This is a genomic window from Curtobacterium sp. MCBD17_003, from assembly GCF_003234885.2.
Taxonomy (GTDB): domain Bacteria; phylum Actinomycetota; class Actinomycetes; order Actinomycetales; family Microbacteriaceae; genus Curtobacterium.
Window position 1 is genome coordinate 1,407,180 of sequence record NZ_CP126275.1, and the last position, 26,621, is coordinate 1,433,800.

The window sequence follows — 26,621 nt, forward strand, 5'->3', positions numbered from 1 at the left end:
TGTGCGATCCTCATGCCGCGCCTCCCGCCCGGACCAGGCGCGTCACCGCGTCGTGGAGGAGCGTGGCGCTGCGGTCCCACGAGAACCGGTCGCGGATCGTCGCGGCCCGGCGGGTGCGCTCGTCGGCAGCGGTCGGCGCGGTGAGCGCGGCGGCGAGCCCGTCGCGGATCGCGTCGGTCGAGGTCGGGTCCACGTAGGTGGCGTCGTCACCGCACACCCAGCGCAGGGCCGGCACGTCCGAGACGAGGACGTCCGATCCGGCGGCGAACGCCTCGACGGCGGGGAGGCCGAAGCCCTCGTCGAGGCTCGGGAACGCCACCAGCGCGGCGTGGGCGTAGAGGCGGGCGAGCTCGGCGTCGTCGACGTACCCGAGGCGGAGCGCCCCGCGGTCGTCCGCGTCAGTGCGCGCGTAGATCGCGCTCCCGCCGCCGACCATCACGAGGGGGTGCGTCGTCCGCAGGGCCTCCGGGAGCGCGGCGTGCGCGGCGACGAGCCGGGCGGTGTTCTTGCGCGGGTCGTCACTGCCCACGGCGAGCACGTACCGTCCGGCGGCCTCACGCGCACCGGCGGACTCGGGCACCGGGAGGCCGGGGCGGAACGGGTCCGCGGGCGCGTTCGGCACCGTGACGACCGGGGTGCCCGGGCCGAGCAGGGCCCGGACGCGCCCCGCGATGGGCTCGCTCACCGCGACCACGAGGGCGGCCGAGCGGAGCTGGGTCCGCAGCACCGGCGCGTGCGTCGCGACGTACCGCCGGCTGAACCACTCCGGGTGGTCGAGGACGAACAGGTCGTGCACGACGACGACGTGCCGGGCCGCGAGCGCGGGACCGCGGCTCGTCAGCGTGAGCAGGTACTCGTCGGCGGACCGGCCGACGCCGGCGGACTGGGCTCGGGCCCAGGCGGCGATCGGCCGGTCCCCACCGGTGCCGGCCGCGGTCTCGCGGACGTCCGGGAGGCCTGACAGCCGATCCGCGATCTCGGTCGCGTACCGCTGCTGCCCTGTCACCCGCTGGGTGCGGAAGGCGCCGTTCACGACGATGCGGGCGCCGACGCGGGAGCGCCGACCGCGGCGGCCGGTACGCGGTCCGCGGCCGGGGACCGGCACCGCGAGGAGGGGCTCGTCGTCGAGGTCGTGCTCGGACCGCCGCGCACCGGGGCGGAGCGGGGCCGACGCCGTGTCGGCCGGCTCGTCCCTCGCGACGGCGGTCAGGCCGTGCCGGGTCACCGACCAGGCCGGGGCGGACGTCGCGGCCGTGGCGATCGGCACGCCGGAGCCCGCCGTGACGAGCGCCGCCGCCGTGCCACCGGCGAGGACCGGGAGCATCCAGTCCCGCACCTCGTCGGCGAACCGCTCGGCGCCGAAGTCCCGCGCCCGTCGGCGACAGGCGTCGGGGTCGACCGTGACGGCACGGTCGACGGCGGCCGCGAGTTCGTGCGCGCCGAGGCCGGACGCCACCGCGCCCGTGACGCCGTCGACGACCGACTCGGTCGCGCCGCCGGTCGGTCCGACGACGACCGGGACGCCGAGCGCCATCGCCTCGACCGGCATGATGCCGAAGTCCTCGACGGCCGGGAACACGTACACGGCCGCCTGCGCCATCACGGCCCGGAGCAGCCGGTCGGACGGGTCGAGCACGAACCGGACGGGCACACGCGCCGCCGCGGCGTGGGCCTCGAGCGCCGCCTGCTCCGGGCCGCCCCCGGCGAGCACGACGGGACGCCCGGCGGCCTCGCCGGCCGCGATCACGAGGTCGAGTCGCTTGTAGGGGATGAACCGGGAGGCCCCGAGCACGTAACCGGCCGGCAAGGCGTCGAGGACGCGGCGTTCGTCGTCGTCGAGCAGGGCCCGCCAGTCGGACACGGCCTGGAGGTCGGCGACCTCGACCGGCGGGTGGATCACGCGGGAGTCCTTGCCCCAGGTGTCGCGGATGCGGCCCTGCACGAAGGCGCTGTTCGCCGCGATGTTCCGATGGGCCGCAGCGCGGCGCCGATCGGTCACGCGGAGCGGCACGGCGGCGATCCGGCTCGCGAGCCCGTTCCCGCGGCCGTCGAACTCCGGGGTCCAGACGTACCGGGCGGGCGTGTGCACGTACGCGAAGTGCCGGTCGGCGGGCACGGCCGAGTGGGCGACGACCTGGTGCGAGAACGCGTGCGAGCTCGACAGCACCCAGTCGTACCCCTCGGCGCGGAGCCGACGCCACACGGCGGGCATCGCGGGGAGCGCCAGGGCCTTGCGACCGCGGAGCGGGGTGCGAGCGAGGAGGCTCTCGGTGACCCGTCCGGGTGCGAAGCGGTCGGGCGCCTCGTTCCAGAGGCAGAACACGTCCGCGTCCGGGTACATGCGGGCGAAGGCGTCGAGGACCTTCTCGGACCCGCCGGAACGGCCGATCCACTCGTGGACGATGAGTCCGGGCATGACTCGTCGTTCCTTCCTAGTAGGCGCCGTCGGAACCGACGACGGCACGAGCGGTGCGCCAGATGATCCCGAGGTCGAGGGCGAGGGACCAGTTCTCGACGTAGTCGAGGTCGAGGCGGATGGCTTCCTGCCACGACAGGCGGGAGCGGCCGCTCACCTGCCAGAGGCCGGTCATGCCGGGGCGCACCTTGAGACGTCGGTGTGCGCTGGCGTCGTAGAGGGCGATCTCGGCGGGCCGCTGGGGGCGGGGACCGACGAGGCTCATGTCGCCGCGGAGGACGTTGACGAGCTGGGGCAGCTCGTCGATGGAGTACCGGCGGATGAACGCCCCGATCCGGGTCAGCCGGGGGTCGTCCGCGATCTTGAACAGGGGCCGGTCGCTGGTGCCCTGCGCCGCCAGGAGCTTGTGCAGGTGGGCGTCGGCGTCGGTCACCATCGAGCGGAACTTGAGGATGTCGAATGCCTGGTGCCCGGCGCCGATCCGCTCCTGCCGGTAGAACACCGGGCCGGCGCTCGTGGTCCGGACCGCGATCGCGACGACGAGGAGGAGCGGCGAGAGCGCCGCGAGCAACAGGAGGGAGCCCACGACGTCCGTCGCCCGCTTCACCACGCGCTGCGGCCCGGTGTAGGTGGGCGCGGCGACGTGCAGCACGGACAGACCCGCGATGCGTTCGCTCCGGAGCCGCCCGGTCGCGACGTCGACGATGGTCGGGGCGACGACGAGTTCGCACGCGCGGTGTTCGAGGTCCCAGCTGAGCTTCCGGACCCGGTCCGCAGTGAGGGCGTCGGCCCCGGTCACGAGGACGAGGTCCGCCCCGGTCGCGTCGAGCGCCTCGGCGACGCGCACGGGGAGGTCGACGTCGAGGGCGTCGGGCGCGGGCACGACCGATGCGACGACGTCCCACCCGGCGGCGACACGGCTGGAGAGGTGTGCGGTGGCCTCGGCGATGCCGGCGGGGGAGCCGACGAGGACGATCCGGCGGCGCAGGCGGCCCGCGAGTCGTTCCCGTCGGATCCACCGCACCCAGGACAGCCGGGCCACGAGGAGGAGGACGACCCCCGCGGCGACGGCCCAGGGGAGGCCGACGCCACGGAGGTCGATCCCGGTGGACCACGATGCGAGGGCGAGGGTCGCGACGGACGCAGCCGTCGCGGTGAGGATCGCCCCCACACCGTGGTTCCCGTTGCCGAGCCCGAGGAGGCCACGTCGCTCGAACACCGCGAGCCACACGATCCAGACCACGGCGACACCTGCGAGCAGGGCGATGCGGGAGATCGTGGAGCGGGAGAGGTCGGGTACGAGCATCGAGGCTCCGAGTGCCGCCACGACGAGCACGGCGTCCGTCAGACCCACCACGGCACGGAGCCGTTCGGCGGACCGGTCGGGCACCGCAACGGCGTGCGGGGCATCCGTCCAGATGGGGGATTCAGCGGTGGGCGCGTCCGGGTCGGGGTTGCCGGGCGCGTCGAACACTGCATTCGACATGGGTGAGCCTGCTCTTCGGGTCAACAGGTGACCGACGGCGATCCGTTCGGGGACGACGATCGCCGACGCACTCGTCGTCTTCGGGAACGACGGGTCCGCGGTCGTGTTCGGGGCACGACGCGGTTGAGCAGTCGGAGGGTCGATCCTGGCCGGGTAACCGAGGGTCGAGCGGATTCGGGTTCCGCGTGCTGGTCACGGTATTGCCCCGGCTCGCGAGCGTCAAGCAACCGTGACGGGATTCCTGACCCGGACGGGCGTCCAGCGGCGTGTCGCCGTCGGTCAGCCGACCGGCGTCGGGTGGAGGGCGCGGCGCAGTCGGTACCCCCGGATCGCCATGGCACGGCGGAGGAACCGGGCCAGGGCGTCCTGGAGGCGCCACGCGCGGAACACGCCGGCGACTCGGTACGCGATCCGGATGATCGACTCGGATGTCCCGGGCGTGTCGCGGTCGCCGATGTGCTGCTGGATCCGCCCGAGGCGCCCGTGGGTGGCCGGCACGACGACGAGGTCACCGAGCTGGCCGGGGAGTTCCGGCCACAGGTCCTCGAGATCCGCGACGGCCTCGCCGCGCACGACGCACTCGGCGACGAACGCGTCGATGCCCCGGGTGTGCAGGTGCCGAGCCGCGGCACGCTCGTCGAAGCCGGCGCCCGCGCCGATGGCCGCGAGCCGGAGCCCGAGGTCGAGGTCCTCGTTGTAGCCGAGCTCCACCGGCGGCCGGTACGCCTCGGCCTCGCGGTAGAGGTCGCGGGGGATGCTCGCATTGCCACCCCAGAAGGACGTCAGCAGCGTCATGGCGTCCCCGGTGCGCCAGACCGCGACCTGGTTCTCGTAGTCGCGGGCGTAGATGCGGGTCGCCGCCTCGTCGCGGCCCCGACGGGGTGTCAGACGCACGGGCATGTAGCCGAGCAGGGCGCTGCGGGGGTGCTCCGCGTGGAAGGCCCGGTGGCGTTCGACCAGCCCCTCGAGCGGCAGGACGTCGTCGTCGGCGACGAGCACGACGTCGCAGGTGGCGGCCTCGAGCCCGACCGAGCGCGCGATCGACCTCCCGCGGTTCTCGGGGAGCGTGATGAGGCGCATGCGGGGGTCCGCCGTCGCCCGGGCGAGCGCGGCCTCCGCCCCGTCGTGCGGGCCGTCGAGCACGACGACGAGCTCGTCGAGGTCCTGTCGGAGCCAGTGGTCGAGCATGTCGGACAGGCGGTCGAGGCGTCGGTAGGACGGGACGACGACGGAGATGGTCGGGAGGTGCGACATTCGGGTCTCGCGTTTCTCGGGTTCGGGTCAGGGTCGGCGCACGAGCCGGACGGGTACTGGACATCGGCGCTGAGCCTCGCTATTGTCGCAGCCACGACGAGCCAGTCAACCCGCTGACGCCGCCCCGAACCGGCGTCACGACCACGGTGCCCCGGACCCCGAACCCAGGGCACGACTCGCGGCGAGGACCCGAAACCCCGCAGCCTGACGTCGAGCGAACCGACGGTGGCGTACCCGAACGCCCGGCTCCATACCCGAACGGCGCCCACCCATGCCCATTCGTGAGCGGCTCCACGACCAACTCGACCTGGTCGTGGTCCTCGGTCCCGTCCGTGAGGACGTCATCGACGCCCTGCCCGACGCCCTCCACCGACACCTGATCAGCGACGACGGCAGCGAGCTCCGTCGCGCCTACCGTCCGGACCGGGCCTGGGGGCACGTCTCCCGCCGCGCCGCCGACTCGCTCGCGGACGACGTCCTCGACGTCGCCGTCGACGGCCTGGAACCGGCCGAGATGGCGACGCACCTCCTCGACGCCGGCTACGCGGTCCTCCCGATCCGGATGCTCGTGTCCGGCGGACTGATCGCGGTCCTCGTGCCGCACGACCTCTTCGACGGCGCCTCCAGCGGCCACCACATCCGGCGCGTGCTCGCGATCGCCGCGGGTGAGCCGGAGGGGCGCACCGTGCGCCCGCCGACCCGGCGGCCGTTGGCCGCCACCATGCGGGTCGCGGGGCTCGACCGTCCCGGCCCGCTCCGTCTCGCCCGGGCGGCCCGGCGGGACGCGGAGCGACAGGTGCCACCCGACCCCCAGGTACCCGGCGGGCTCGCCGTCGACCGTGCACGGCGCCTCCGCGGGTTCCGCACCGTCCAGCTCGACGAACAGGAACTGCGCACGCTCGACGCCCGTGCGGTCGACGGAGCCGGGCGCCGCACCACGCGCGGCATGAAGCTGTCGGCCGCCGTGCTCGACGCCATCGCCGACGCCGTCCCGCCGACGACCGACTTCACCATCCGGATGAACGTCGACCTCCGTCGCTGGGCGCCCCGCGGCGAGCGGGTCCAGGGCCCGTTCTCGACGTCGTACCCGATCGGTCGGCTCCGGACGATGCGACGCGACGCGGCTTCGGTGCACGAGCAGGTCCGCCGGGCGATCGAGACGCGGGCACCGCTCGCGGCCCTCGTCGGCGACGTCGTCGGCCTGGTCCGCGACCGCGTGCGACACCCCTTCCCGATCCCGTCCGGCGACGTCATCCGCACGCAGTTCGACGTCGCCCTCTCCGTCTTCCCCTCACTCATCCCGGACGCCGTCTGGCGACCGGGTGCGACCCCGCTCCTGGGCACGATCCTCGTGCACCCGGGGCACGTCGCGAACCCGTACGTCCAGATGTCGCTGGTCGGGTCCGAGGCCTCGATCGCCCTCTGGGACGAGACCGGGATCATCGACCAGGACCGATTCGAACAGTCGCTCCGAGCCGCCGTCACCCCGGCCGCTCGGGTGCGAGAGGAGCACCACGCATGATGAGCGCACCCGACGCGGTCCGCACCGTCCTCCGGCACTGGGCACTCGTGCTCGTCGCCGTCGTCCTCGGCGTCGTGGGCGGTTCCGTCTACAGCGCCACCGCGAGCCCGACGTACAGTTCGTCGTCGCAGGTGCTCGTGACGATCCGCTCGAGCGGCAGCACGACGGACCGCCTACAGGGCGCGTCGTACATCAGCCAGGTCCTGCCGACCTACACGTCGGCGATCACGAGCTCGTCGGTGCTGGAGCCCGTCATCCAACAGCTCCACCTGTCGACCGGGGTCGCCGCCCTCGCGAAGGACGTCTCGGCGACCGCGGGGACCGACACGGCGATCATCACCGTCACGGCGGACGCGGGCAGCCCGCGCGCCGCCCGTGCGCTCGCCGCGGCGGTCACGAACCGGTTCATCCAGGTCGCACCCGACCTGCTCTCACCCACGAGCGCGGCGGGTACCAGCACCGCCACGGCCGGGGCGTCCGGGGACACGACGCCCGCGGACCTCCGGCTCTCGACCGTCAGCGTGCCGACCACCCCGACCGGTCCGACCAGCCCCGGGCGACTCGTCGTGGTCCTCCTCGGGCTCGTGGCCGGGTTGATCGTCGGGATCGGCATCGCGCTCGCGCTCGGCGCGGCCGACCGTCGGGTCCGGAGCGCCGAGCAGGCCGCCGCGATCGCCGACGCACCGGTCATCGGACGGCTCCCGCGCCTCCCGGCCCGCGCCTGGCACGACCGGTCGTCGGTCCCCGCCTGGACGGAGGCCGTCCGTGACCTCCGCGAGTCGCTCCTCGCCCGGGCAGGCGACCGGCCCACCATCACGTTCCTCGGGAGCACGACGGGCGAGGGCGTGACGACCGTCGTCGCCGACGTGGCGACGGCGTTCGCCCGTGCCGGTGTCCCGACGACCGTGCTCGACATGGACCTCCGGTCGTCCGACCTCCAGGCCGGACTCGCGGTGCGCGGAGAGCGCGGCCTCGTGGACGTCGTGAACGGCCGTGCCGAGTTGTCGGACGTCCTGCTCCGCCCGGCGTCGCTCCCCGCGTTGAGCGTCGTCCCCGGCGGCCGCGGGTCCGATGCGGGCGACGTGTTCACCGCCCGTAACCTGCAGCCGGTCGTGGACCATCTGCACGGCAGCGCCGAGGTCGTCCTCGTCGACACGCCGCCGGCGAACGGCTTCAGTGAGGCCCTCGCGGCCGCCCGCATCGCCACCGCCGTGGTGCTCGTCGTCGGCATCGGCGAGGTCACCACGCCGACGTTGAGCGCCGTGGTGGAGCGGCTCTGGACGAGCGGGCAGGAGGTCCTCGGCGTCGTGGCGGTCCGGGTCCCCGCTCACGTCCGGGTCCCGTCCGCGCACGCGGCGGCCCGCCGGTCCATCGCGGCGACCGCACCGTCCGGGGCATGAGCACGAGCGAGGCCCTGCGCTCCCGTCGCCGCGGAGCAACCGTCGTGGGCGTCGGCAGCGTGGCCGCCGTCGGCCTCGGCGCCGCCGCCGTGGCGCAACCCGCCGCGATCGTGCTCCTCGTGGCGCTGCCGCTCGTCGCGCTCGTACCCGCGGTGGCGGTCTGCTTCGCCGCCGCGGCCGACGGGGTGACCCTGCCGCTGCTGCTCACGGTGCACAGCGCCACCGCGGTGAACATGGCCGTCCTCGGTGCGACGATCCTCGCGGCACTGGTCGCCGTCCTCCGTGGGCGGATCGACCGACGCGTCGGGTGGCCGGTGCTCGGCATGGTGGCCCTCGTCCTGCCCGCGACCGTCCTCGCGGTGTTCGAGTTGCCGTCCGCGCAGTGGCTCAGCGGCCTGCGGTACGTGTTCATCCCCCTGCTCGTCGCCCTGTTGGCATCGACGATGACGGCGCGCACGGTCCGGACGGTGCTCCGGGTGCTCACCACGCTGCTCGCCGTCAACGCCGTCGTCTCGGGCATCGAGTCCGCGCTCGGGTCCGACCGGCTCCTGGCCCTGACCGGCCTGTCCTACGGCACGAACATCCGCAACATCGGCACCACGCTCCGCGCCATGGGGACGTTCGGCACGAACTACCAGCTCGGCGCGTTCGCCGGGGTGCTCGGCGCGGTCGCGCTGCTCTGGTGGGGAACCCTCGAGGACGCCCGACGCGACCGCGTGTGGCGGATCGTCGCGATCGCGTCCGGGGTCGCGTGCCTCGTCTTCAGCACCTACCGCACGGGCATCGTCGTGTTCGTGGTCGCGATCGCGGCCGCCGTGTTCCTGACTCGCGGCGTCGTCGCCGGATGGGTCCGCGTCGCAGCGGCCGTCGGGGGTCTCCTCGCGGTGATCGGGTTCCTGGCCGTCGGCCTCGGGAACGCGGGGAGTCTCCTGGAGCGCTTCGCGGTCTGGGGACAGCTCCTCGCCGCGTCACCGCGGTTCTTCGGACGCGGACTGGGATTCGCCGGTGCCGCGTCGCAGGCGAAGGGCTCCGCGCTCCAGGTCTTCACCGACGACTACTACATCTCGATGTGGCTCCAGTTCGGCGTGGGCGGCGTGCTCGCCATCGTCCTGTTCCTGGCGGTCGCGGTCGCGCTGTACCGTGCCGGCCGCCGCGGCAACCGCCGCGCCGCGCTCGCCGTGACGATCTGGATCGGCGTCCTCGTCGGGTTCTTCTTCGTCGAGCTCTGGGAGTACACGTCCGCCATGTCGATCGTCATGCTCGTCCTCGGCGCATCGGGCTCCCACGCCCGCGCCGTCGACACCGGGCCCGTCACCGTTCCCGCACCCCGTTCATCCAGGAGGCCGTTGTGAACACCACCGAGACTGACGGACGCACCCGCCGGGAGGCCCGGGTCGACAGTGAGGGCGTCGGTCGCCGCATCCGCACCTTCGGCTGGTTCTTCGCGACCGTCGTGGTGTCCGGGGCGTCGAGCATCGTCACCATCCCCGTGATCGTCACCCTCACGAGCGCCCACTCCTGGGCCGCGGTCGCGCTGGGGCAGGCCGTCGGGTCGTCCCTCAGCGTCCTGACGATGTTCGGGTGGGGCATCACCGGGCCCGCCCGCATCGCGATGATGCCGCGGAGCGAGCACGCCGTCGCCTACTGGGACTCCATCGTCGCCCGCTTGATCGTGCTCGTCCCCGTCCTCGCCATCACGGTCGGCGTGACGTGGGTCATCGCGCCGACCGCGCACCTGGCCGCCGTCGTCGCCGGCGTGGCGATGGCGGCGGGCGGACTCTCCGGCACGTGGGCCCTCATCGGCCGACGCGAGCCCGTGGCGCTGTTCTGGGCCGACACCGTGCCGCGCGTGGTCGGGACGGTCCTCGGGGTCGGCGCGCTCGCCCTGGGCGGTGGGCTCATCGCCTTCTCGGCGCTGCAGCTCGCCGGCGCACTCGCCGCGTTCGTCATCGTGTCCGTGCGACTCCTCGGCGGAGTGCGGCGGCCCGCGGGCGGGGTCCACGACGCGGCCGGCGCGTGGCGGGTCATCCGCGAACAGCGCCACGGCGTCGCCGTCGCCGTCGCCGTCGCCGCGTACTACCCGCTCGTGCTCGTGATCGTCGCGCGGTTCATCCCGGCGCAGCTCCCGCTGTACGCGCTCAACGAGAAGCTCCTGCGGTTCGCGACGATGGCGATGCAGCCGGTGCATCAGTACATGCAGGCCGCGGTCCCGTCCCAGCAGGGACGTGCCCTCGTCCGCGCTCTCCGGCGCTCGCTCGCCGCGATCCTCGTCATCTCGGTGCTGGCCTGGGTGGTCTACACCGTGCTGCTGCCCGTCGCGAGCGGTCTGCTCACCGCGGGCCAGGTCCAGGTGCCCGCGTTCGCGGGACTCATGCTCGGCGCGTTCATGGGCTTCAGCGTCCTCGGGAGCTACATGACGAGCGTCGCGCTCGTGGCCGTCGACCGCGTCGGCGTCATCAGCCGCGGTTCCCTCATCGGGTTCGGCGCCGGGCTCCTCGCCGTCCTGCTCACCGCGCTCATCGGCGCGGCGGACGCCCTCGCCGCGGGGTTCGTCGTGACGGGGATCGTCACCGTCCTGTACCAGACCACCGTGTTCGTGCGGGCGATGCCGCGGCACGCGGACGTCCAGTCCGACATCGTGCTGCTCGACGCCCCCGAGCCCACCGAGCCCGCCGCACCGGGCCTCCCGCCTGCCGGATCCGGGGCCGTCGCCCCGATCGTCGTGCCGGAGGTCTGATGGCGGCACACGCTCCCGGCGACGGGGCGCACCGCCCGACGAGGGCACGCCGCCGCCACCGATGGGCGTACCTCGTCGCGGGCGGGGTGGCCCTCGTCGTGCTCGTCGGCGTCGGCGCCGTGTGGGTGCACCGGACGTCCGGCGCGGCGTCGACCCTGTCGGCCTGCGGTGACCACGGCTCCGTCCCGGCGGACGACGCGGCCGCCCCGTCGGCGTCGGCCTCGGCGCCGAGCGCGCAGGTGCGGTCCGGCACGGCCGTCGACAGCTCGACCCGCGCCTCCCGGGACGCCCTGCGGCGGATGGGGGGACTCGGGTTCACCCAGGGCGACCAGCCGATGACCCTCGGCTCGGCGCGGCTGACGACGCTGTTCCGCGGGATCGCCGCCACGGGCGCGACGATCGTCCGGCTCGACCTGAACTGGGCGGCGATCGAGCCGTCCGGTCCGGACTCGTACGACTTCACCCACACGCTCGCCGTCTACCGGGCGGCGACGGCGCACGGCCTCACGGTGCTCCCGGTCCTCACCGGCGTGCCGGGGTGGGCGAGTTCGGCGCCCGGCGGATGCGGGCCGGCTTTCGCGGCCTTCATGGACCGTGCCTCGCCCCCGATGCTCGCAGCCGGGGTGCGTGCCGTCGAGATCGGCAACGAGGTGAACATCACCGGGATGTCACCGCAGGCGTACACCCGCGACCTGCTCGTCCCGGGTGCCCGTGCCTTCCGTGCCGCCGCGATCACCGCGGGCGTCACGGTCGGCGTGATCTCCACCGGCCTCGCCCCGGGCAAGACCGGCGGCGGCACGTGGTCTCCACCCGACTTCCTCCGTGGCGTCTACGCGGCCGGAGGCGGTCCGTACCTCGACGCGGTGGGGATGCACCCGTACTCCTGGCCCGACCCGCCGACCGCGGACGTCGCGTGGAACTGGTTCAAGGGAGCGACGGACGTGCGCGCCGTCATGGTGGCGAACGGCGACGCCGACAAGGCCATGTGGGCCACCGAGTTCGGGTTCCCGACGAACAGCGATCGCGGCGTCTCGGACGCGCAGCAGGCGAGGTACCTGGCGGTCGGGGCGCGGATCTGGGGCGCCCGTGCGTGGGCCGGCCCGATCGTCATCTACTCGTACCAGGACCTCGACACCGGCGCCCGCGACCCCGAGGACAACTTCGGGGTCCGCGACACCGACGGGACCGCGAAGCCCGCGTACGACGTGGTGCGGGACCTCGCCGCGGCTGCAGCTGCCCAGGGCGAGGGGTAGGGCGGGTGTCGACGGAGGACCGGTCCGCGCAGCCTCACGGGACCCGAGCGCTCGGTACACTGGGCCTGCCGCTCCGGCGGCGGGGGCCTTTAGCTCAGTTGGTAGAGCGCCACGTTTACACCGTGGACGTCGTCGGTTCGAGCCCGGCAGGGCCCACCTCGACAGCCCGCGTCCGTGGGACCCGTCCGATCGGTCCGCACGCTGCGGACGAGCCCGCGCCGAAGCGACGCGGGAGTCAGGAGTCATCCGTGGGAACGGACATCCGGTTCCGAGTCGGCCACGACGAGCGCGAGTGGGACGCCCTCGTCGCGGCGAGTCCGGGCGCCACCGCATTCCACGACTGGTCGTGGCTCCGGATGCAGACCGACCTCCACGGTTGGCGGTTCGAGCCCCTGGTCGTCGAGCACCGCGGCCGTGCGGTCGGCGTGTTCCCCGTCCTGCTGCGGTCGCCCAGCAGAGCGCGACCCGCGGATCCGCCGTTCCCCTTCGTCGGACCGCTCGTGCCCGAGGCGCTCCTGGCGAGCACGTTGCGCCAGTTCCGACGCTGGCAGCTCGTGCACCGGGTGCCGGTCGTCCGGTTCGACTTCGGGCCCGGCGTCGCGGCGGCCGGCGAAGCAGCACTGGTCGGCAACGGATCCGAGTGGAGCGCCGACCGCACGTTCGTCATCGACCTGGTCGGTTCCTCGCCCGAGTCCCTGGTGGCCGGCATGAAACGCGGCGCGCGCCAGGCCCTCCGCGCGGCCGGACGTCACGCGGTGGAGGTCAGACCCGCGCTGCCCGACGAGGTCACGACGTTGTTGCCGCGGGTCCTGAGCGAGTCCTACGAGAGCCGGGGCGTGCCCTCGCCCTATCCCTGGGAGATCGGCGAGCGCGTCGCACGCTGGGCAGCGGATCGGTCCGACGTCTACCTCTCCACCGCACTCGTCGCGGGGGAACCGGTCGGTGTGCTCGTCGCGCTGGGGAGCCACGACGTGGTGACGGGATGGGCGGGTGGAACGCTCCGAGCGCACCGCGCCGTCAACCCGAGCACCGTGCTGTACCACGACATGCTCCAGTGGTCCCTCGCCCGGGGCCACAGCGCGGTCGACCTCGTCGGCTACGTCGACCTGGGCGTGAGCAGGTTCAAGATGTCGCTCGGGGCCGTCGAGCGGCCGTACGTCAACGCCGTCTCGTCGCCGGTGCCGCGCTTCGTGCGATCCGCCGTCGCCCGGGTGCGGGACCGTGGCACGGCGGCCGGCCCGCGCTGACACCGCCTCTCCCGGTCAGCCGGCCGCGATCGCCGGTGCCGGTGCGTCACCGGTCTGCTCCGACGAGCGGCGACGCCAGTGGGCGGGGGAGACGCCCACCGCACGCTTGAACGCGGTGCTGAAGGCGCTCTCCGAGCCGTAGCCGAGCTCCGCGGCCAGGGCACCGACGCGGACGTCGGGGTCGCGGAGCGCCCGTTGCGCGAGCAGCATCCGCCACCGTGACAGGTACGCGAGGGGTGGGATGCCGGCGACCGACCGGAACCGCTCGGCGAAGGTCGTGCGGGACATCCCGGCGGCACGTGCGAGCTCGGCGAGGCCCCAGGACCGGCCGGGGTGATCGTGCATGAGTCGGAGCGCGGGCGCGAGCGGTTCGTCGGCGAGCAGGCGGAACCACCCGACGGGCGGACGCTCCTGCTCCAGGTACGCGCGGAGGACCTCCAGGAGGATGAGTTGCGCGTTCTGACGGATGGCGAACGCGGACCCCAGGCGTTCACTCGATGCCTCGCGGAACAGTTGCGCCACCAGGGTGGCGAGTCGGTCGGCCGCGGGCGCCGAGGCGCGGACGTGCACGAGACCGGGCAGCGCGGTCCGGAACAGCGCCTGCCCGGCCGGGTTGACCTGGATCCACCCGCCGACGAGGACGTCGTCCTTGGAGAGGTCGGCCGCGGCCAACGCCATGGAGTCGAAGCGCGCGTCGGGGACGAACTCCGCGGGCGGTCCGTCGCCGACGCCACCCCGGACCTCCAGGTGCGTCCGGTGGTTCAGCAGGACGACGTCACCGGGGCCCAGTTCGACGGGCCCGATCGGTCCTCCGGGTCCGTCGACGACGATGCGAGCGGAACCGGCGACGAGCGCGACGAGCTTGAGCGGCCGCCTGATCGTCCCGTGGGACGTCCACGAACCGCGGACCGCGAAGCCACCGGTCATCAGGCCGCGGACCTCGACCTGGTCGAAGACGTCGGACAGGGCGTCGCCCTGCGCGGAGTGGACCATGGTCCGTACTCTCCCGCATGAGAACAGGACGCGCGATGATTCCGCGTCCGATCCTCGACGATGAGACTGACGGAATGACCTCGCAGCAGATCCCCCTCGGGACGCCGTTCACCGCAGCCTCCACCGCAACCGATGTCCTCCGGGGCGTCGACCTCACCGGGGAGGAGGCGATCGTCACCGGCGGCCACAGCAGGCTGGGCCGCGAGGTCTCGCGCGCCCTCGCCGCCGCCGGTGCGTCGGTCACGGTCGCCGCCCGCGACACCGCCCGCGCCGCCGAGGCGGTCGCCGAGATCGACGGCGTGCGCGTCGAGCAGCTCGACCTCACCGACCCGGACTCGATCGACGCCTTCGCCGCGCGGTGGAACGAGACCGGACGGCCGGTGCACATGCTCGTGAACAACGCCGCGGTGCTGTTCACCCCCGAGCTCCAGCTCGACGCGCGCGAGCACGAACTCGCCTTCTCGACGTCCCACCTCGGTCACTTCCAGCTCACGCGTGCCCTCCTCCCGGCCCTCCGGGCGGCGCACGGGGCACGCGTCGTCACCGTGACCTCCGGCGCGGCCCGCATCGGGGGCGTGCGGTGGGACGACCTCGACTTCCGGTCCGGCTACGACCCCGTCGCGGCCTACGCCCAGTCGAAACAGGCGAACGTGTTGTTCACGGTCGAGCTCGACCGACGCACCGCGGGGCAGGACATCCGGGCCTTCGCGGTACACCCCGGCGTCGTCATCGGACCCGGTCCGCACGCACCCGGGCGCGTCGACTCCTACCGCGCGCAGGGTCTCGTCGACGAGCACGGTGCCACCGTCATCGACCCGGAGGTGGGCAAGAAGACGGTCGAGCAGGGCGCCGCCACCATCGTGTTCGGCGCGGCCAGCCCGTGGCTCGACGGGGTCGGTGGCGTCTACCTCAAGGACAACGACGTCGCCGTGCTCGACGACGTCGAGCGCCCGGTGACCGCCGACAGCATCCCGGCCGACGCGAACTCGGCGATGCGTGACCCCGCCGACGCACGGCGCCTGTGGGAGCTGAGCGAACAGCTGCTCGCCTGAGGACGCGCGGTCGATCCCGCCGCCGACCGTACCGCGTCGTCGGTCGGTCCTCCGTCACCGCCGCCGGGTCCGTCGGGGGGCTGCTGGTCAGTAGCTGATGCCGGCGAACGTCGCGTACGACGGCTTCTTGACGTGCGCGGACGTGTACAGGCCGAAGTCACCGTCGATGCCGCCGTCCTGCCAGTCGTAGAGGAACACCGGACCGAGCTGCGGGTACTTCGCGGCGACCTGGAACAGCTGGGTGATCGTCTGCTGCTGCTGCGCGACGGTGTACGCGGGGTAGCCGCCGTCGGTGCCGGTGGGCATCCCGGCCTCGGTGATCCAGATCTTCTTCGCGCTGTCCCCGTTGCTCGACATGATCGCGAGCAGGTCCGGGAGCACGGAGAGGACGTTGTAGCCCCCGTCCGACGTCGCCGGCATCGCCGGGTACACGTACGGGTGCAGGTTCAGCGCGTCGAAGCTGCCGCGCGCCCCGTCCACGTACATCTGGTCGATGAAGTCGAACGGGTGGTAGTTGCTGCCCTGCGCGCTCCGTGTCGGGGACTCCTTGCCGTAGGGCGCCATACCGGCCATCAGGACGGTCGCCTTCGGGTCCGCAGCGTGGATCATCGGGTACACGGTCTCGAGCAACGCCGTGTACGCGGCCGGGTCCGCGGTCCCGCCCCAGTTCGCCCCGAGGTTGACCTCGTTGCCGATCTCGAACGTGTGCACGCCGAGCGCGGCGAGCTGCGTCACGGAGGACGTCATCCACCCACCGGCCGCCTTGTACCCGGCGGACTCGGGCATCGGCGCGGTGCCGTCACCGAGGATGACGAGCACGTCCAGCCCGGCCGACCGCGCGGCCGTGATCGTCTGGGTCGTCGCGCCACCGTGGCGGGTGGTGTTCCCGGCGTAGTTGTAGTCGAGGCGGACCCACGTCGCACCCGTCGAACGCATGTCGGCGAAGACGGCGGTCGCCGCCGACGCGCTCATCGTGTTGATCGTGTTCTCGTACAGACCACCGGGCGAGATGCCCTTCCCGCGCCCCGAGGAGGCAGGGGACGGACTGGCGCCCACCGGGACCCACGCGGGGGTCCCGATCATGGTGATCGGGGTCTGCGGGGGCACCATGGCGGTCGACGAGGCGGCGCTGGCGGCCGGCGACGGCGCAGCGCTGGGTGCCGCGGCGGGCGAGGAGCTGCTCGGTGCGGCCGGTGCCGGCGTCCGGACTCCGACGGCGAGCTGTGCGGCAGGGAGTGCGTCGGACAGCGCGCCGGTGTGCGGTGCTGTCCCGGTCGCGGGCCCACGGGTCGTCCGGGCTTCCACCGACGCTGCTGCGGCGGACGGGCCTCCAGTCCGAGGAACCGACGACACCTGCGGGCGCTCGCTCGGAGCCGACCCGCCCCGGACCGTCCCGCTGACCGCACCGGGCGCCGCGGGTGCCGCCACTGCGGCGCCCGTCGGGGAGGCGGGTGCACCGAAGGCCACGTCGGCGTCGCCCGCGGCGCGGGTGCCGGACGCGCCGGGCCCGCTCACGCACCCGGTCAGCGTGACGCCCGCGATCACGGCAACGGCGATCGCTGCCCAGGTCCTCCGTGTCCGAGGACGCCGGGAGGACCCGGTGGGTACAGCGAGGGAAGTGCTGACGCTTCCTGATCGCGTCCGCGGCCTGCCGGTCAGGTCGTGGTGGTTGGCCATGAGACAAGGAATGCGGCAGCGTGCGCTGCGGACAATTCCCGCGTTCTGGGGACCCTCCCAGAACGTGGGACAAACGGTGCGCGACGGTGGACCGCACCGCGGACCGTCCCGGCGAGCTCCGCGCAGCGCCGGGTGCGGTGCTCGACGTCCCAGTTCGAGGGTGAAACAGTCGGCACCACTACTGCCGAGTCGCCGCCCGAACGTATCGTGGGCGCCGGCCGTCGACCGAGCGAACAGGGGCTCGGGGCACCGTCGGCGGACACGGGTCAGTCGTGTCCGCAGACCTCGTCCACGTGCTGCCGCCCATCGGGGAGGGCGCACGTCGGGGTCGCGCCGATCGACGAGCCGACGAGCGACATCGCACCCACGCCATCGAGTCCCACCGACGGCGTGACCGGACAGGGAGGCAGCATGACCGGCAACCGCGGCGACCACCGTTCCGCCCACACGACCGGGGCCGGATCCCGAGCGACGAAGGGAGCCCTCGCCGGCATCGTCGTCGCCGCACTCGCCGGGGCGACCGTCATCGGCATCGCCGCGCCCGCGTCCGCGTCGCGGCTCCAGCCCGTCGTCCCGGAGCCGACGGTGCCGGCCTCCCACGCCTCCACCGGCTCCGCGTCCACCGGTGCGACACCGGCGGACACCCGGGTCGACCTCACCGTCGTGTTGACGCCGCGCGACCGCGCGGCGCTGCGCGACCTGCCCGCGAGGGCGCACGGCCTCTCCGCGCACCAGCGGGGGACCCGGATCGCCGGGACGAGCCCCACGACCTCGGGTCGCGCGCGGGTCGAGGCGGCACTCGTCGACGCCGGGTTCACCGTGTCCGACGCGGGGCCCTGGAACGTCAGTGCGAGCGGGACCGTGGGTGACGCGGAGGCCGTGTTCGGCGTCCGCGTCGTCGGCACCGGCACGCAGATGCACCCCGTCGGCCACCTGACCATGCCGGCGTCCTTCGGAGGCGCGGCAACCACCGTCCTCGGGCTCGATCGGCGGCTCGTCGCGGTGCCGGCAAGCGTGCCGGGGACGCCCGTCAGCGACTTCCGCACGGCCTACTCGGCCTCGGCGAACGCCGGCGCCGGCACCACGATCGCCACCGTGCAGTTCTCCGGCTGGAACGCCGGGGACCTCGCCACCTACGCGAACGCGGCGGGGACCGCCGTCCCGTCGGTGACACAGATCCCGATCGACGGAGCGGACCCGACCGCCCCGAGCGACACGAACGGCGGGGTCGAGGTCGCGCTCGACCAGGAGACCATCCTCGGGAACGCGCCCGCGGCCGCGCAACGCATCTACTTCGTCAACCAGGACGCCCAGGGCGTGTACGACGCCTACAGCCGCATCGCGGACGACGTCGTGGCCCACGGCATCACCGCGGTCAGCGAGTCCTGGGGGTCCTGCGAGGCCGACATGGACCAGGCCACGCACGCAGCACTCGAGGACGCCATCGACCGCATCGTCGGAGCGGGCGCGACCATGTTCGCCGCGGTCGGCGACACGGGGGCGTCGTGCCAGGGCCTGTCCGGCCCGGCGACCAGCGTCCTCTACCCCGCAGCGAGCTCCGCGGTGGTCGCCGTGGGCGGCACGAGCCTCACCGAGAACGCCGACGGCTCGTTCTCCGAGAGCGTGTGGAACAACAGCAGTGGTTCCGGCGGTGGCGGGTACGCCAGCCTCGACTCCGCGTCGTACCAGGCGGGGACGAACGCCGATCCGTCGCGGGGACGAGCCGTTCCCGACATCGCGGCCGAGGCCGACCCCTACCAGGGCCCCGGCATCTACACCAGCAGCACCAACGGCTGGGTGCTGGGTGGTGGGACGAGCCTGTCCACGCCGATGATGGCGGCGCAGCTCGCCACCACCCTCGCGGACCGCGGCTGCACGAGCGGCATCGGCGACATCCACGCCGCGATCTACGCCCACCCTGGTGACTTCCAGGACGTCACGAGCGGGTCGAACGGCACGTACCCGGCGACGGCGGGCTACGACCTCGCGACCGGTCTCGGAAGCCCCAACTGGTCGAAGCTCCGCGGCGACCTGCCCGTGTCACCGGCGTGCTCGTCCACCCCGCCGGTGTCGAGCACCTCGCCCACGGGGACCCCGAGCCCGACGCCGACCGGCTCGCCCACGGCGGCTCCGACCGCCACGCCGACGCAGGCCCCGGTGCCCACCCAGACCCCGAAGCCGACCCCGTCGCCCACCCAGACCCCGTCGCCGACCCCGGCGCCCACCCAGACCCCGGCACCGCCGGTGACCGGGATCTCCGCCGACGGCACCAAGCTCCTCGGCGCCACCACCATGACGGCCGGCCAGAGCATCCACTCCCCGTCGCGTCAGTACCACCTCGACATGCAGGCGGACGGCAACCTCGTCGAGTACGGCAACGGCCGCGCGCTCTGGGCGACCGGCACGACCCGGTACCACGGCGCGCACCTCGCACTGCAGGCAGACGGCAACGCCGTGCTGTACGCCGTCACGGGCAAGGCGGTGTGGGCCACGGGCACCTCGGGGAAGGGAGCTGGCGCCGTCCTGAGCATCGACGACCACGGGCGCCTGAGGCTCACCCGCAACGGCTCGACGTTGTGGAACAACAAGCGCCCCGGCGCGGACACCCTGACACCGGGCGCCGTGATCACCGCCGGTCAGTCCATCTGGGACTCCGCCGAGCGACGCCAGTTCGTCCTGCAGACGGACGGCAACGTCGTCGTCTACAAGGACGGGAAGGCGGTCTGGTCGACCCGTACGAGCGGTAGGGGCGGCGCGAAGCTGACCCTGCAGTCGGACGGGAACCTCGTGCTCTACACGAAGGCGGCCAAGGCCCTGTGGTCGAGCAAGACCAGTCGGTTCGGTGGCTCCGGGATGAAGCTCACGCAGCAGAGCGACGGGAACCTCGTCCTCTACAAGAACGGCAAGGCGGTGTGGGCCACCGGGACCAACCGGTGACCGGGAACCGCCCCCGTCTGCATGAGGTGGGGGCACGTCCGGCCCGGTGACGGGCCCCGCCCGGTACCGGTACCGGTACGGTCGGTGTCGACCCGATCGGTCGAGGACGACGAGGAGTTGGCGTCGGCGGCACTGCGCGACCTGCAGCCCGAGGAGAAGCTCGAGCGCCTGCTCGCCGAGGAGCGTGAACTCGAGCAGGAGCGCTTCGACCTCGACGACGCATGGGCGGTCGGCTCCTGGCTGCGGGCGACCGCGATCGAGCGCGGGCTCGGCGTCGCCGTCGCCGTCGCCTTCGGTGAGCAGCGTGTGTTCCACGTCGCGACGCCCGGATCCGGCGCGGTGAACGACGCGTGGCTGGATCGGAAGTTCCGGGTCGTCCGCCACTTCGGGCACTCGACGCTCGCGGTCCGGACGCAGTACGAGGCCGACGGCACGACGTTCCGGGACTCCTCCGCGCTCGACCCGCTGCTGTACCAGGCGGCTGGGGGCGGATTCCCGCTCCGGGTCCGTGGCGCGCTCGTCGGGGTCCTCGGCGTCAGCGGACTCGAGATGCACGCCGATCACGAGTTGGTGGTGGAGGCGCTCCGGGCGCACCGCTCGGCCTCCAGCGCGTGAGCGACCCGCTTCTCGAGCAGACCCGATCCGGGTACGACGCAGCGGCGGACACCTACGCGGAACACCTGCCGGACACGTCCTTCGAAGCGCCGATCGACATGGCGATGGTCGATCACTTCGCGCACATGCTCCCTCCTGCCGCGACCGTCCTCGACGCCGGATGTGGCACCGGCAGGATGCTCCGGCACCTGCAGGACCGTGACGGGACGATGCGGCTCACCGGCGTCGACATCTCGTCCGGGATGCTGGCCCACGCCGCCCGACGAGGGATCGCGGTGGACCTGCGGCAGAGCGACCTCGCGGACAGGAGGCTCCCCTCAGGGCGTTCCTGCACGAGCCGTCGTCGGTCACCGGGCTCCTGCGGTCACTCGGGTTCCGCGTCGACGCCGTCCTCGACCGCGCGCCCCGGCAGGTGGAGCGGCACCGGCAGGGGTTCGTGCTCGCCCGCACGGCGGGCTGACCAGCCGACCAGGCGTACCGACGTGCATGGGACGGTCCTGGGCCGCCCCGATCCTCCACCCGCGTAGCGTCCGCTCTGCCACGCCAGCCCGGGTCCGGACGCCATCGGCCACCACCCGCGTCGTCGCTGCGACGCTCGACGCGCCGGAGCCGCACCACCGCCGAGGAACACACCGCCGGCACCGCCGGAGCAGACCAGGGAGCACCGCCATGTCCGAGAACAACACCGTCATCCGCAGCATGCACGACATCGGGCTCGCCGCCTGGTTCGGCGGGAACCTCATGGGGGCGACCGGCCTGAACGGCGCTGCGGCGGGAGCGAAGGACCCGGTCGAGCGGCTCACGCTGTCGGCGCTCGGGTGGAGCAAGTGGGCGCCGTTGCAGCTGGCGGCGCTCTCGGTCCACGCGATCGGTGGCGCCGGCCTGATCATCGCCAACCGGGACCGGCTCGGCGTGCAGCCGGAGGCCCGGACCAACACGGGCGTCAAGCTGACGCTCACGATCGTCGCCGCCGTGACGACCTTCTGGTCGGCATCGCTGGGCAAGAAGATGGCCGAGCACGCCTCCGAGGGCGCGGCCGGCACGACGGAGGCGTCGCCCGCCGCCTCCTCGACGCTCACGTCAGCGCAGCGTCAGCAGAAGATCCTGCAGTGGGTGACGCCGGTGCTCACGGGCATCCTGCTCGTGATGGGCGCCCAGCAGGGGGAGCAGCAGCGGTCCGCCGCCGGCGTGATCGACAAGCGGCGCCGCTGACCGCACCACCGACGGACGGGAGGGACGGCACGAGCTGGTGCCGTCCCTCCCGTCCGTCGGAGCGGGGTCGTCGCGAGCGGCGAGCGCGTCCTCATCGCGCGTCGACGGCCTCGTACGCCTGCCACATCGCCGCGTACCGGCCCTCGCGCGCGAGCAGCTCGTCGTGCGGGCCGAGTTCCGCGATCCGCCCTCCCGCGATCACGGCGATGCGGTGCGCCGCGCGTGCCGTCTGCAGCCGGTGGGCGATGACGATCGTGGTCCGACCGGACGCGACGGTCTGCATCGCCGCCGTCACGCGCGCCTCGGTGAGCAGATCGAGGTTCGAGGTGGCCTCGTCGAGCAGCAGGACCGCGGGATCGACGAGTTCGGCACGGGCGAGGGCGATGAGCTGCCGGTGCCCCGCGGAGAGGGACCGCCCCCGTTCCGACAGCTGGTGGTGGTAGCCGCCGGGCAGCTCGGACACGAACTCGTGTGCACCGACGGCGCGCGCCGCCGCCTCCACCTCGGCATCGGTGGCGTCCATCCGGCCGTACGCGACGTTGTCCCGGACGGTGCCGGTGAACAGGAACGCCTCCTGCGGCACGTACCCGAGTTGCCGGCGGTACGCCCGCAGGTCGAGCGTGCGGAGGTCCCGCCCGTCGACGAGGACGGCGCCGTCGTCCGGGTCGTAGAACCGCGCGATGAGCTTCATCACGGTCGACTTGCCGGCGCCCGTCTCGCCGACGAACGCGATCGTCTCGCCCGGCCGCACGGCGAGCGTGACGTCGTGCAGTGCCTCCGGCGGTCGGACCGCCCTCGCCGGCGGGGCGGCGGACGCCGTGCGCGGGTCGGCCGGGCCGCGGCGTTCCGCTGGACGCACGGGCGTGCGCACCACGGGATAGGCGAACCGCACCGACCGCAGCTCCAGCGCACCCGACAGGCGGGGCGGGACGACGGCGTCCGACGCGTCCGGGGTGAGGGTCTCGAGCGCCATGAGGTCGCTGATCCGCGACACCGACACCCGCGTCTGCTGCCACGCGTCGAACACCTGCGACAGCTGCTGGATGGGCGAGAAGAACATGTCGATGTAGAGCAGGAACGCGATGAGCGCCCCGGACGTCAGGTGTCCGGACCCGATGAGCGTCGCGCCGACGCCGAGCACGATGACGTCGGCGACCCCGCACAGGAACTGCACGAACGGGAAGTACGTCGCGACGAGACGCTGCGCCGCGATCCGCGAGTCGAGGTACCGCCGCCCCAGCGCGTGGAAGTGCCGCACCGTCGCGGCCTCGTGCACGAACGCCTGGGACTCGCGGACGCCGGACAGACTCTCCTGGAAGTCCGCGTTGACGACGGCGATGCGCTCACGCGCCTCGTCGTACAACCGGGAGGACCGGCTCCGGAACCACACGGTCGCCCCGGCGAGCGGGACCACGACCGACAGGGTCAGCAGACCGAGTTCGGGGTCGATGAGCACGAGCGCGACGCCGACCCCGACGAACGTCACGATCGACACGAGCGCCGAGAGCAGGCCGTTCTGGATGAGCGTCTCGAACTGGTCCACGTCCGTCGTCATCCGGGTCATCACCCGGCCCGCCATCTCACGCTCGTAGAAGTCGAGGGACAACCGCTGGAGCTGGGCGAAGATCCGGATCCGCAGACTCAGCATGATCCGCTGGGCCGCCTTGCCCGTCACGAAGGTCTCGGCCATGCCGTCGGCGAGGTCCGCGAGCGTCACGAGCAGGAACAGGGCCGCGGCGCCGAACAGCACGACCTCGGAACCCCGCTGCACGCCGTCGTCGATGCCGGTCTTGACGAGCACCGGCCCGAGCAGGCCGGCGACCGCGTCGACCACGACGAACAGGAGGGCCAGCAGCAGCGGACGTCGGAACTCCCGCAGCAGCGTGGCGAGTGAGAACCGTCGGTCCTGCACGGTCTCGCGGTCGAGGTCGACCGTCGGGACGTCCCGGATCGGTCCGAGCGCCGCCACCCGCGCGAGCAGTTCCGGGGTCGCCGCGAACATGCCGGCCATGCCCCGCCCGCTGCCGCGTCCGCGACCGCCGAGCCCCATGCCGAGGCCACCACCGGGCCCCGACGTCGCGACCGTGGTCGCCGCAGCCGCTCCGGGCCTCCAGGCATCGTCCGTCACGCCGCCCGCCGCCTGCGCGAGCCGGCTCAGGGCGTCGATGTCACCCGCCGCGGCCGCCGCCGCGGTGTCGTCGGTCGCGTCGTCGTCGAGGCCGGTGACGAGCGCGCGGTACACCGCACTCGTGGCGACGAGGGACTCGTGCGTCCCCTCGTCGACGACGCGCCCGTGGTCGAGGACCAGGATGCGGTCGGCGAGGTGCAGTGTCGACTCGCGGTGGGCGATGAGGATCACCGTCCGGACCCGGAGTTCGCCGCGGAGCGCGTCGTGGATCGACTGCTCGGTCGAGGCGTCGATCGCGCTCGTCGCGTCGTCGAGCACGAGGATCCGCGGATCGGACAGGAGCGCTCGGGCGAGGGCGATCCGCTGCCGCTGCCCGCCGGACAACGACAGGCCACGCTCACCGACGACGGTGTCCAGCCCCTTCGGCAGCGCATCGATGAACCCGATCGCATGAGCGACCTCGGCCGCGTGGCGGATCTCCGCCTCGGTCGCGGAGGGACGCCCGTAGGCGATGTTCGCCCCGACCGTGTCCGAGAACAGGAAGCTGTCCTCGAACACCATGCCGATGGCGCCACGGATCGAGTGCAGGCTGAGGTCGCGGAGGTCGTGTCCGTCGAGCAGGACCCGCCCGGACTCCGGGTCGTGGAACCGGGCGACGAGGGACGCGACCGTCGACTTGCCGCTCCCGCTCGGCCCGACGAGGGCGACGCGCTCGCCGGGCCGCACCTGCAGGTCGAGCCCGTCGAGCGCGGGGTGGATGTCGGCACTCCCGGTTCCGTAGGAGAAGGTCACACCCTCGAACACGACGTCGCCCCGGACGTGGTCCACCGCCACGGCGTCCGGCGCGTCCCGGATCGCGGGCTCCCGGTCGATGAGCTGGAAGATCCGCTCGATGCCGACCTGCGCTTGCTGTCCGATCGTCAGCACGCCCGCGAGCTGCCGAGCGGGCGCCATGAGCGCGGCGACGTAGCTCGTGAACGCGAGGAACGTGCCGATGGTGATCCGGCCCTCCAGGGCCAGCCACCCGCCCAACGCGAGGATCGCGACCTGCGCGAGGGTCGGGATCGACTCGAGCAGGGGCTGGAACCGCGCCTGGATCCGCACCGAACGCATCTGCGCGCCGTAGAGGCCGGTCGCGACGCGCGTCAGGTGCTCGACCTCGTGCCGCTCCCGGCCGAACGCCTTGACGACGCGGACCCCGTTGACGTCCTCGTCGACGATCTGCGCCACCTCGCCCTCGCGCTGCTGGGCGTCCCAGGTCGCGGGCATGATCCTGCGCCGCATCCGGTACGCCGTCACGACGAGGACCGGCACCATCACGAGGCTGACCAGGGCGAGCAGGGGTGACAGCGTGAACATCACGACGATCGACAGGACCATCAGGATCACGTTGCCGCTCATGATCGGCAGCATGTTGAGCAGGCCCTGCACGAGCGCCGAGTCGGAGTTCGCCCGGCTGACGAGCTGCCCCGTCGGCATCTGGTCGAGGCTCGCGAAGTCCATGCGCTGCAGGTGGTCGTGCATGTCGTTGCGGAGGTCGTTCTGCACCTCGAGCGCCACCCGGCCGCCGCGGTACCGCCGCAGGTACGTGAACCCGAACGTCGCGGCGGCGAGCGCCAGGAGCAGCGCCAGCCACGGTCCGGGCGGCGAGGTGTGCGCGACGATCACGCCGTCCACGATGCGACGGGCGACGAGCGGTACGACGACCTGGCAGAGGCTCCCGAGCAGCGCCGCGACGAGCGAGATGACGACGCTCCTGCGGTGGCGGAGCATGTAACGCCAGAGGCGGCGGATCCAGCCCTCGGTGCTCGGGTCGGTCACCCGCGCCACTCTACGCCGGATGGTTCCGGCTCCGAACCATCTGCGTGCGGCCGTCGTCGCCGGTGCCAGTGGGTACGCTTCGCGGGTGGATGCGACGCAGCCCTCCGGGACGACGAGACGACGGATCGAGCTGCGGCTCCGGAAGCCGGCGCTGGCGTGGTTCGCCCGACCGACCGTCGTGGTCGACGGACGCGGGCACCCGGCGCAGTGGGGGACCGGCACGTGGGCGGTGTCGGACGCGGGCGGCACCGAGATCGCCGTGTACCTCTACAACCGCGTGTGGCGCTTCGGCGCGGCCAGCACCACCGTCGGCGGGGGCGGAGCCGCCCCCGCGGTCCTCGAGTACCGCGTCGGTGTCCTGCCGACCGCGCGGGGGCGGCTCGTCTCGCTGCGCTGAGACACGCGTTCCCTGGGAAGCACCGGTGTCCTCGTCCCACGGCTCCGGCCATCCGACGCGTAGGAAGGGTTGCAGCGGCCGACGCCCTGTCGGTGCGAGACGAAGGAGACGACATGGCACAGGGAGTAGCGGCGGTCTGGGTGCCCGTCACGGACATGCAGCGCGCGGTCGCGTTCTACCGCGACACGCTCGGACTCGAGGTCGCGCACGAGGGTGACGACTGGAGCGAGATCGACGGCGGTGGCCTGCGCATCGGCCTGAACGCCCGCGAGGACGCGAAGCCCGCGAGTGACGGCGGCGCCGTCATCACGTTCCAGCCGGACGGGAGCATCGAGGACGAGATCGCGACGCTCAAGGAGCGCGGCGCCGACATCGAGGGCTCCGTCAGCGAGCACCCGTGGGGTCGGATCATGCCGTTCAAGGACTCCGAGGGCAACGACCTGCAGTACTACACGCCGCCGCAGGGCTGACCGC

19 protein-coding genes and 1 tRNA gene are annotated in these 26,621 nt (G+C 73.2%); 14 read left to right on the top strand and 6 right to left on the bottom strand.

What is annotated here, in order from left to right; all coding sequences use genetic code 11:
* Nucleotides 1-10: 10 nt before the first annotated feature.
* The 3 genes from DEI88_RS06765 to DEI88_RS06775 form a co-directional block, all read right to left on the bottom strand.
* Nucleotides 11-2,416: a glycosyltransferase gene (locus tag DEI88_RS06765; RefSeq protein WP_111071739.1), complete on the bottom strand. Its 2,406-nt coding sequence runs from the start codon at nt 2,414-2,416 to the stop codon at nt 11-13.
* A 16-nt stretch (nt 2,417-2,432) separates the two neighbouring features.
* Nucleotides 2,433-3,902 carry a sugar transferase gene (locus DEI88_RS06770; protein WP_111071740.1) on the bottom strand — a complete coding sequence of 490 codons (1,470 nt, stop codon included), beginning with the start codon at nt 3,900-3,902 and terminating at the stop codon, nt 2,433-2,435.
* A gap of 279 nt (nt 3,903-4,181) precedes the next feature.
* Nucleotides 4,182-5,156 (bottom strand): glycosyltransferase, encoded by a 975-nt coding sequence (locus DEI88_RS06775; protein ID WP_111012565.1) that lies wholly within the window; start codon nt 5,154-5,156, stop codon nt 4,182-4,184.
* Between the two features lie 271 nt (nt 5,157-5,427).
* Between DEI88_RS06775 and DEI88_RS06780 the strand changes: the two genes are divergently transcribed.
* The 7 genes from DEI88_RS06780 to DEI88_RS06810 all read left to right on the top strand — a co-directional run bounded on the left by DEI88_RS06780 (nt 5,428) and on the right by DEI88_RS06810 (nt 13,315).
* Entirely contained in the window at nt 5,428-6,678 is a 1,251-nt protein-coding gene (locus tag DEI88_RS06780; protein ID WP_111008711.1) for a transferase family protein, read from the top strand.
* A complete protein-coding gene (locus DEI88_RS06785; RefSeq protein ID WP_111008712.1) occupies nt 6,675-8,078 on the top strand; it encodes a Wzz/FepE/Etk N-terminal domain-containing protein in 1,404 nt (467 codons plus the stop codon). The genes DEI88_RS06780 and DEI88_RS06785 overlap by 4 nt, the downstream gene beginning before the upstream one ends.
* A complete protein-coding gene (locus DEI88_RS06790; RefSeq protein ID WP_111071741.1) occupies nt 8,075-9,430 on the top strand; it encodes an O-antigen ligase family protein in 1,356 nt (451 codons plus the stop codon). The genes DEI88_RS06785 and DEI88_RS06790 overlap by 4 nt, the downstream gene beginning before the upstream one ends.
* Complete coding sequence (locus tag DEI88_RS06795; protein WP_111008714.1) at nt 9,427-10,815, top strand: hypothetical protein; 1,389 nt, start codon at nt 9,427-9,429, stop codon at nt 10,813-10,815. Before DEI88_RS06790 ends, DEI88_RS06795 begins: the two co-directional genes overlap by 4 nt.
* On the top strand, nt 10,815-12,068 hold the full coding sequence (locus DEI88_RS06800) for a hypothetical protein (protein ID WP_111071742.1): 1,254 nt from the start codon (nt 10,815-10,817) through the stop codon (nt 12,066-12,068). Before DEI88_RS06795 ends, DEI88_RS06800 begins: the two co-directional genes overlap by 1 nt.
* Nucleotides 12,069-12,151: 83 nt before the next feature.
* Nucleotides 12,152-12,224 (top strand) — tRNA-Val (locus tag DEI88_RS06805).
* A 92-nt stretch (nt 12,225-12,316) separates the two neighbouring features.
* Nucleotides 12,317-13,315 carry a lipid II:glycine glycyltransferase FemX gene (locus DEI88_RS06810; RefSeq protein WP_146246043.1) on the top strand — a complete coding sequence of 333 codons (999 nt, stop codon included), beginning with the start codon at nt 12,317-12,319 and terminating at the stop codon, nt 13,313-13,315.
* Nucleotides 13,316-13,330: 15 nt separating this feature from the next.
* Here the strand turns inward: DEI88_RS06810 and DEI88_RS06815 are convergent, their stop codons facing one another.
* Nucleotides 13,331-14,308: a helix-turn-helix transcriptional regulator gene (locus DEI88_RS06815; protein WP_111071744.1), complete on the bottom strand. Its 978-nt coding sequence runs from the start codon at nt 14,306-14,308 to the stop codon at nt 13,331-13,333.
* A 74-nt stretch (nt 14,309-14,382) separates the two neighbouring features.
* On the opposite strand from DEI88_RS06815, the gene DEI88_RS06820 reads away from it, so the two are divergent.
* Nucleotides 14,383-15,360, top strand: a complete 978-nt coding sequence (locus DEI88_RS06820) for an SDR family NAD(P)-dependent oxidoreductase (protein WP_111071745.1) — start codon at nt 14,383-14,385, stop codon at nt 15,358-15,360.
* Nucleotides 15,361-15,447: 87 nt separating this feature from the next.
* Here DEI88_RS06820 and DEI88_RS06825 read toward each other — a convergent pair whose 3' ends face one another.
* Nucleotides 15,448-16,875, bottom strand: coding sequence for a hypothetical protein (locus DEI88_RS06825; RefSeq protein WP_146246044.1), 1,428 nt, complete (start codon nt 16,873-16,875; stop codon nt 15,448-15,450).
* A 573-nt stretch (nt 16,876-17,448) separates the two neighbouring features.
* Between DEI88_RS06825 and DEI88_RS06830 the strand changes: the two genes are divergently transcribed.
* The 4 genes from DEI88_RS06830 to DEI88_RS06840 all read left to right on the top strand — a co-directional run bounded on the left by DEI88_RS06830 (nt 17,449) and on the right by DEI88_RS06840 (nt 21,801).
* Complete coding sequence (locus DEI88_RS06830; protein WP_284183591.1) at nt 17,449-19,974, top strand: hypothetical protein; 2,526 nt, start codon at nt 17,449-17,451, stop codon at nt 19,972-19,974.
* Nucleotides 19,975-20,058: 84 nt separating this feature from the next.
* Nucleotides 20,059-20,589 (top strand): heme-degrading domain-containing protein, encoded by a 531-nt coding sequence (locus DEI88_RS06835; protein WP_258375054.1) that lies wholly within the window; start codon nt 20,059-20,061, stop codon nt 20,587-20,589.
* 125 nt (nt 20,590-20,714) lie between these two features.
* A complete protein-coding gene (locus tag DEI88_RS16450) occupies nt 20,715-21,116 on the top strand; it encodes a class I SAM-dependent DNA methyltransferase (RefSeq protein WP_502866980.1) in 402 nt (133 codons plus the stop codon).
* Nucleotides 21,117-21,258: 142 nt separating this feature from the next.
* The gene (locus DEI88_RS06840) at nt 21,259-21,801 is read left to right on the top strand and encodes a hypothetical protein (RefSeq protein WP_111008722.1); all 543 of its coding nucleotides are present in this window, start codon (nt 21,259-21,261) and stop codon (nt 21,799-21,801) included.
* 91 nt (nt 21,802-21,892) lie between these two features.
* Here the strand turns inward: DEI88_RS06840 and DEI88_RS06845 are convergent, their stop codons facing one another.
* Nucleotides 21,893-25,750, bottom strand: coding sequence for an ABC transporter ATP-binding protein (locus DEI88_RS06845; RefSeq protein ID WP_220038155.1), 3,858 nt, complete (start codon nt 25,748-25,750; stop codon nt 21,893-21,895).
* 85 nt (nt 25,751-25,835) lie between these two features.
* On the opposite strand from DEI88_RS06845, the gene DEI88_RS06850 reads away from it, so the two are divergent.
* Together DEI88_RS06850 and DEI88_RS06855 are read left to right on the top strand one after the other, a co-directional pair.
* Nucleotides 25,836-26,147, top strand: coding sequence for a hypothetical protein (locus DEI88_RS06850; protein ID WP_111008723.1), 312 nt, complete (start codon nt 25,836-25,838; stop codon nt 26,145-26,147).
* A gap of 113 nt (nt 26,148-26,260) precedes the next feature.
* A complete protein-coding gene (locus tag DEI88_RS06855) occupies nt 26,261-26,617 on the top strand; it encodes a VOC family protein (RefSeq protein WP_111072052.1) in 357 nt (118 codons plus the stop codon).
* The last annotated feature ends 4 nt before the right edge of the window (nt 26,618-26,621 follow it).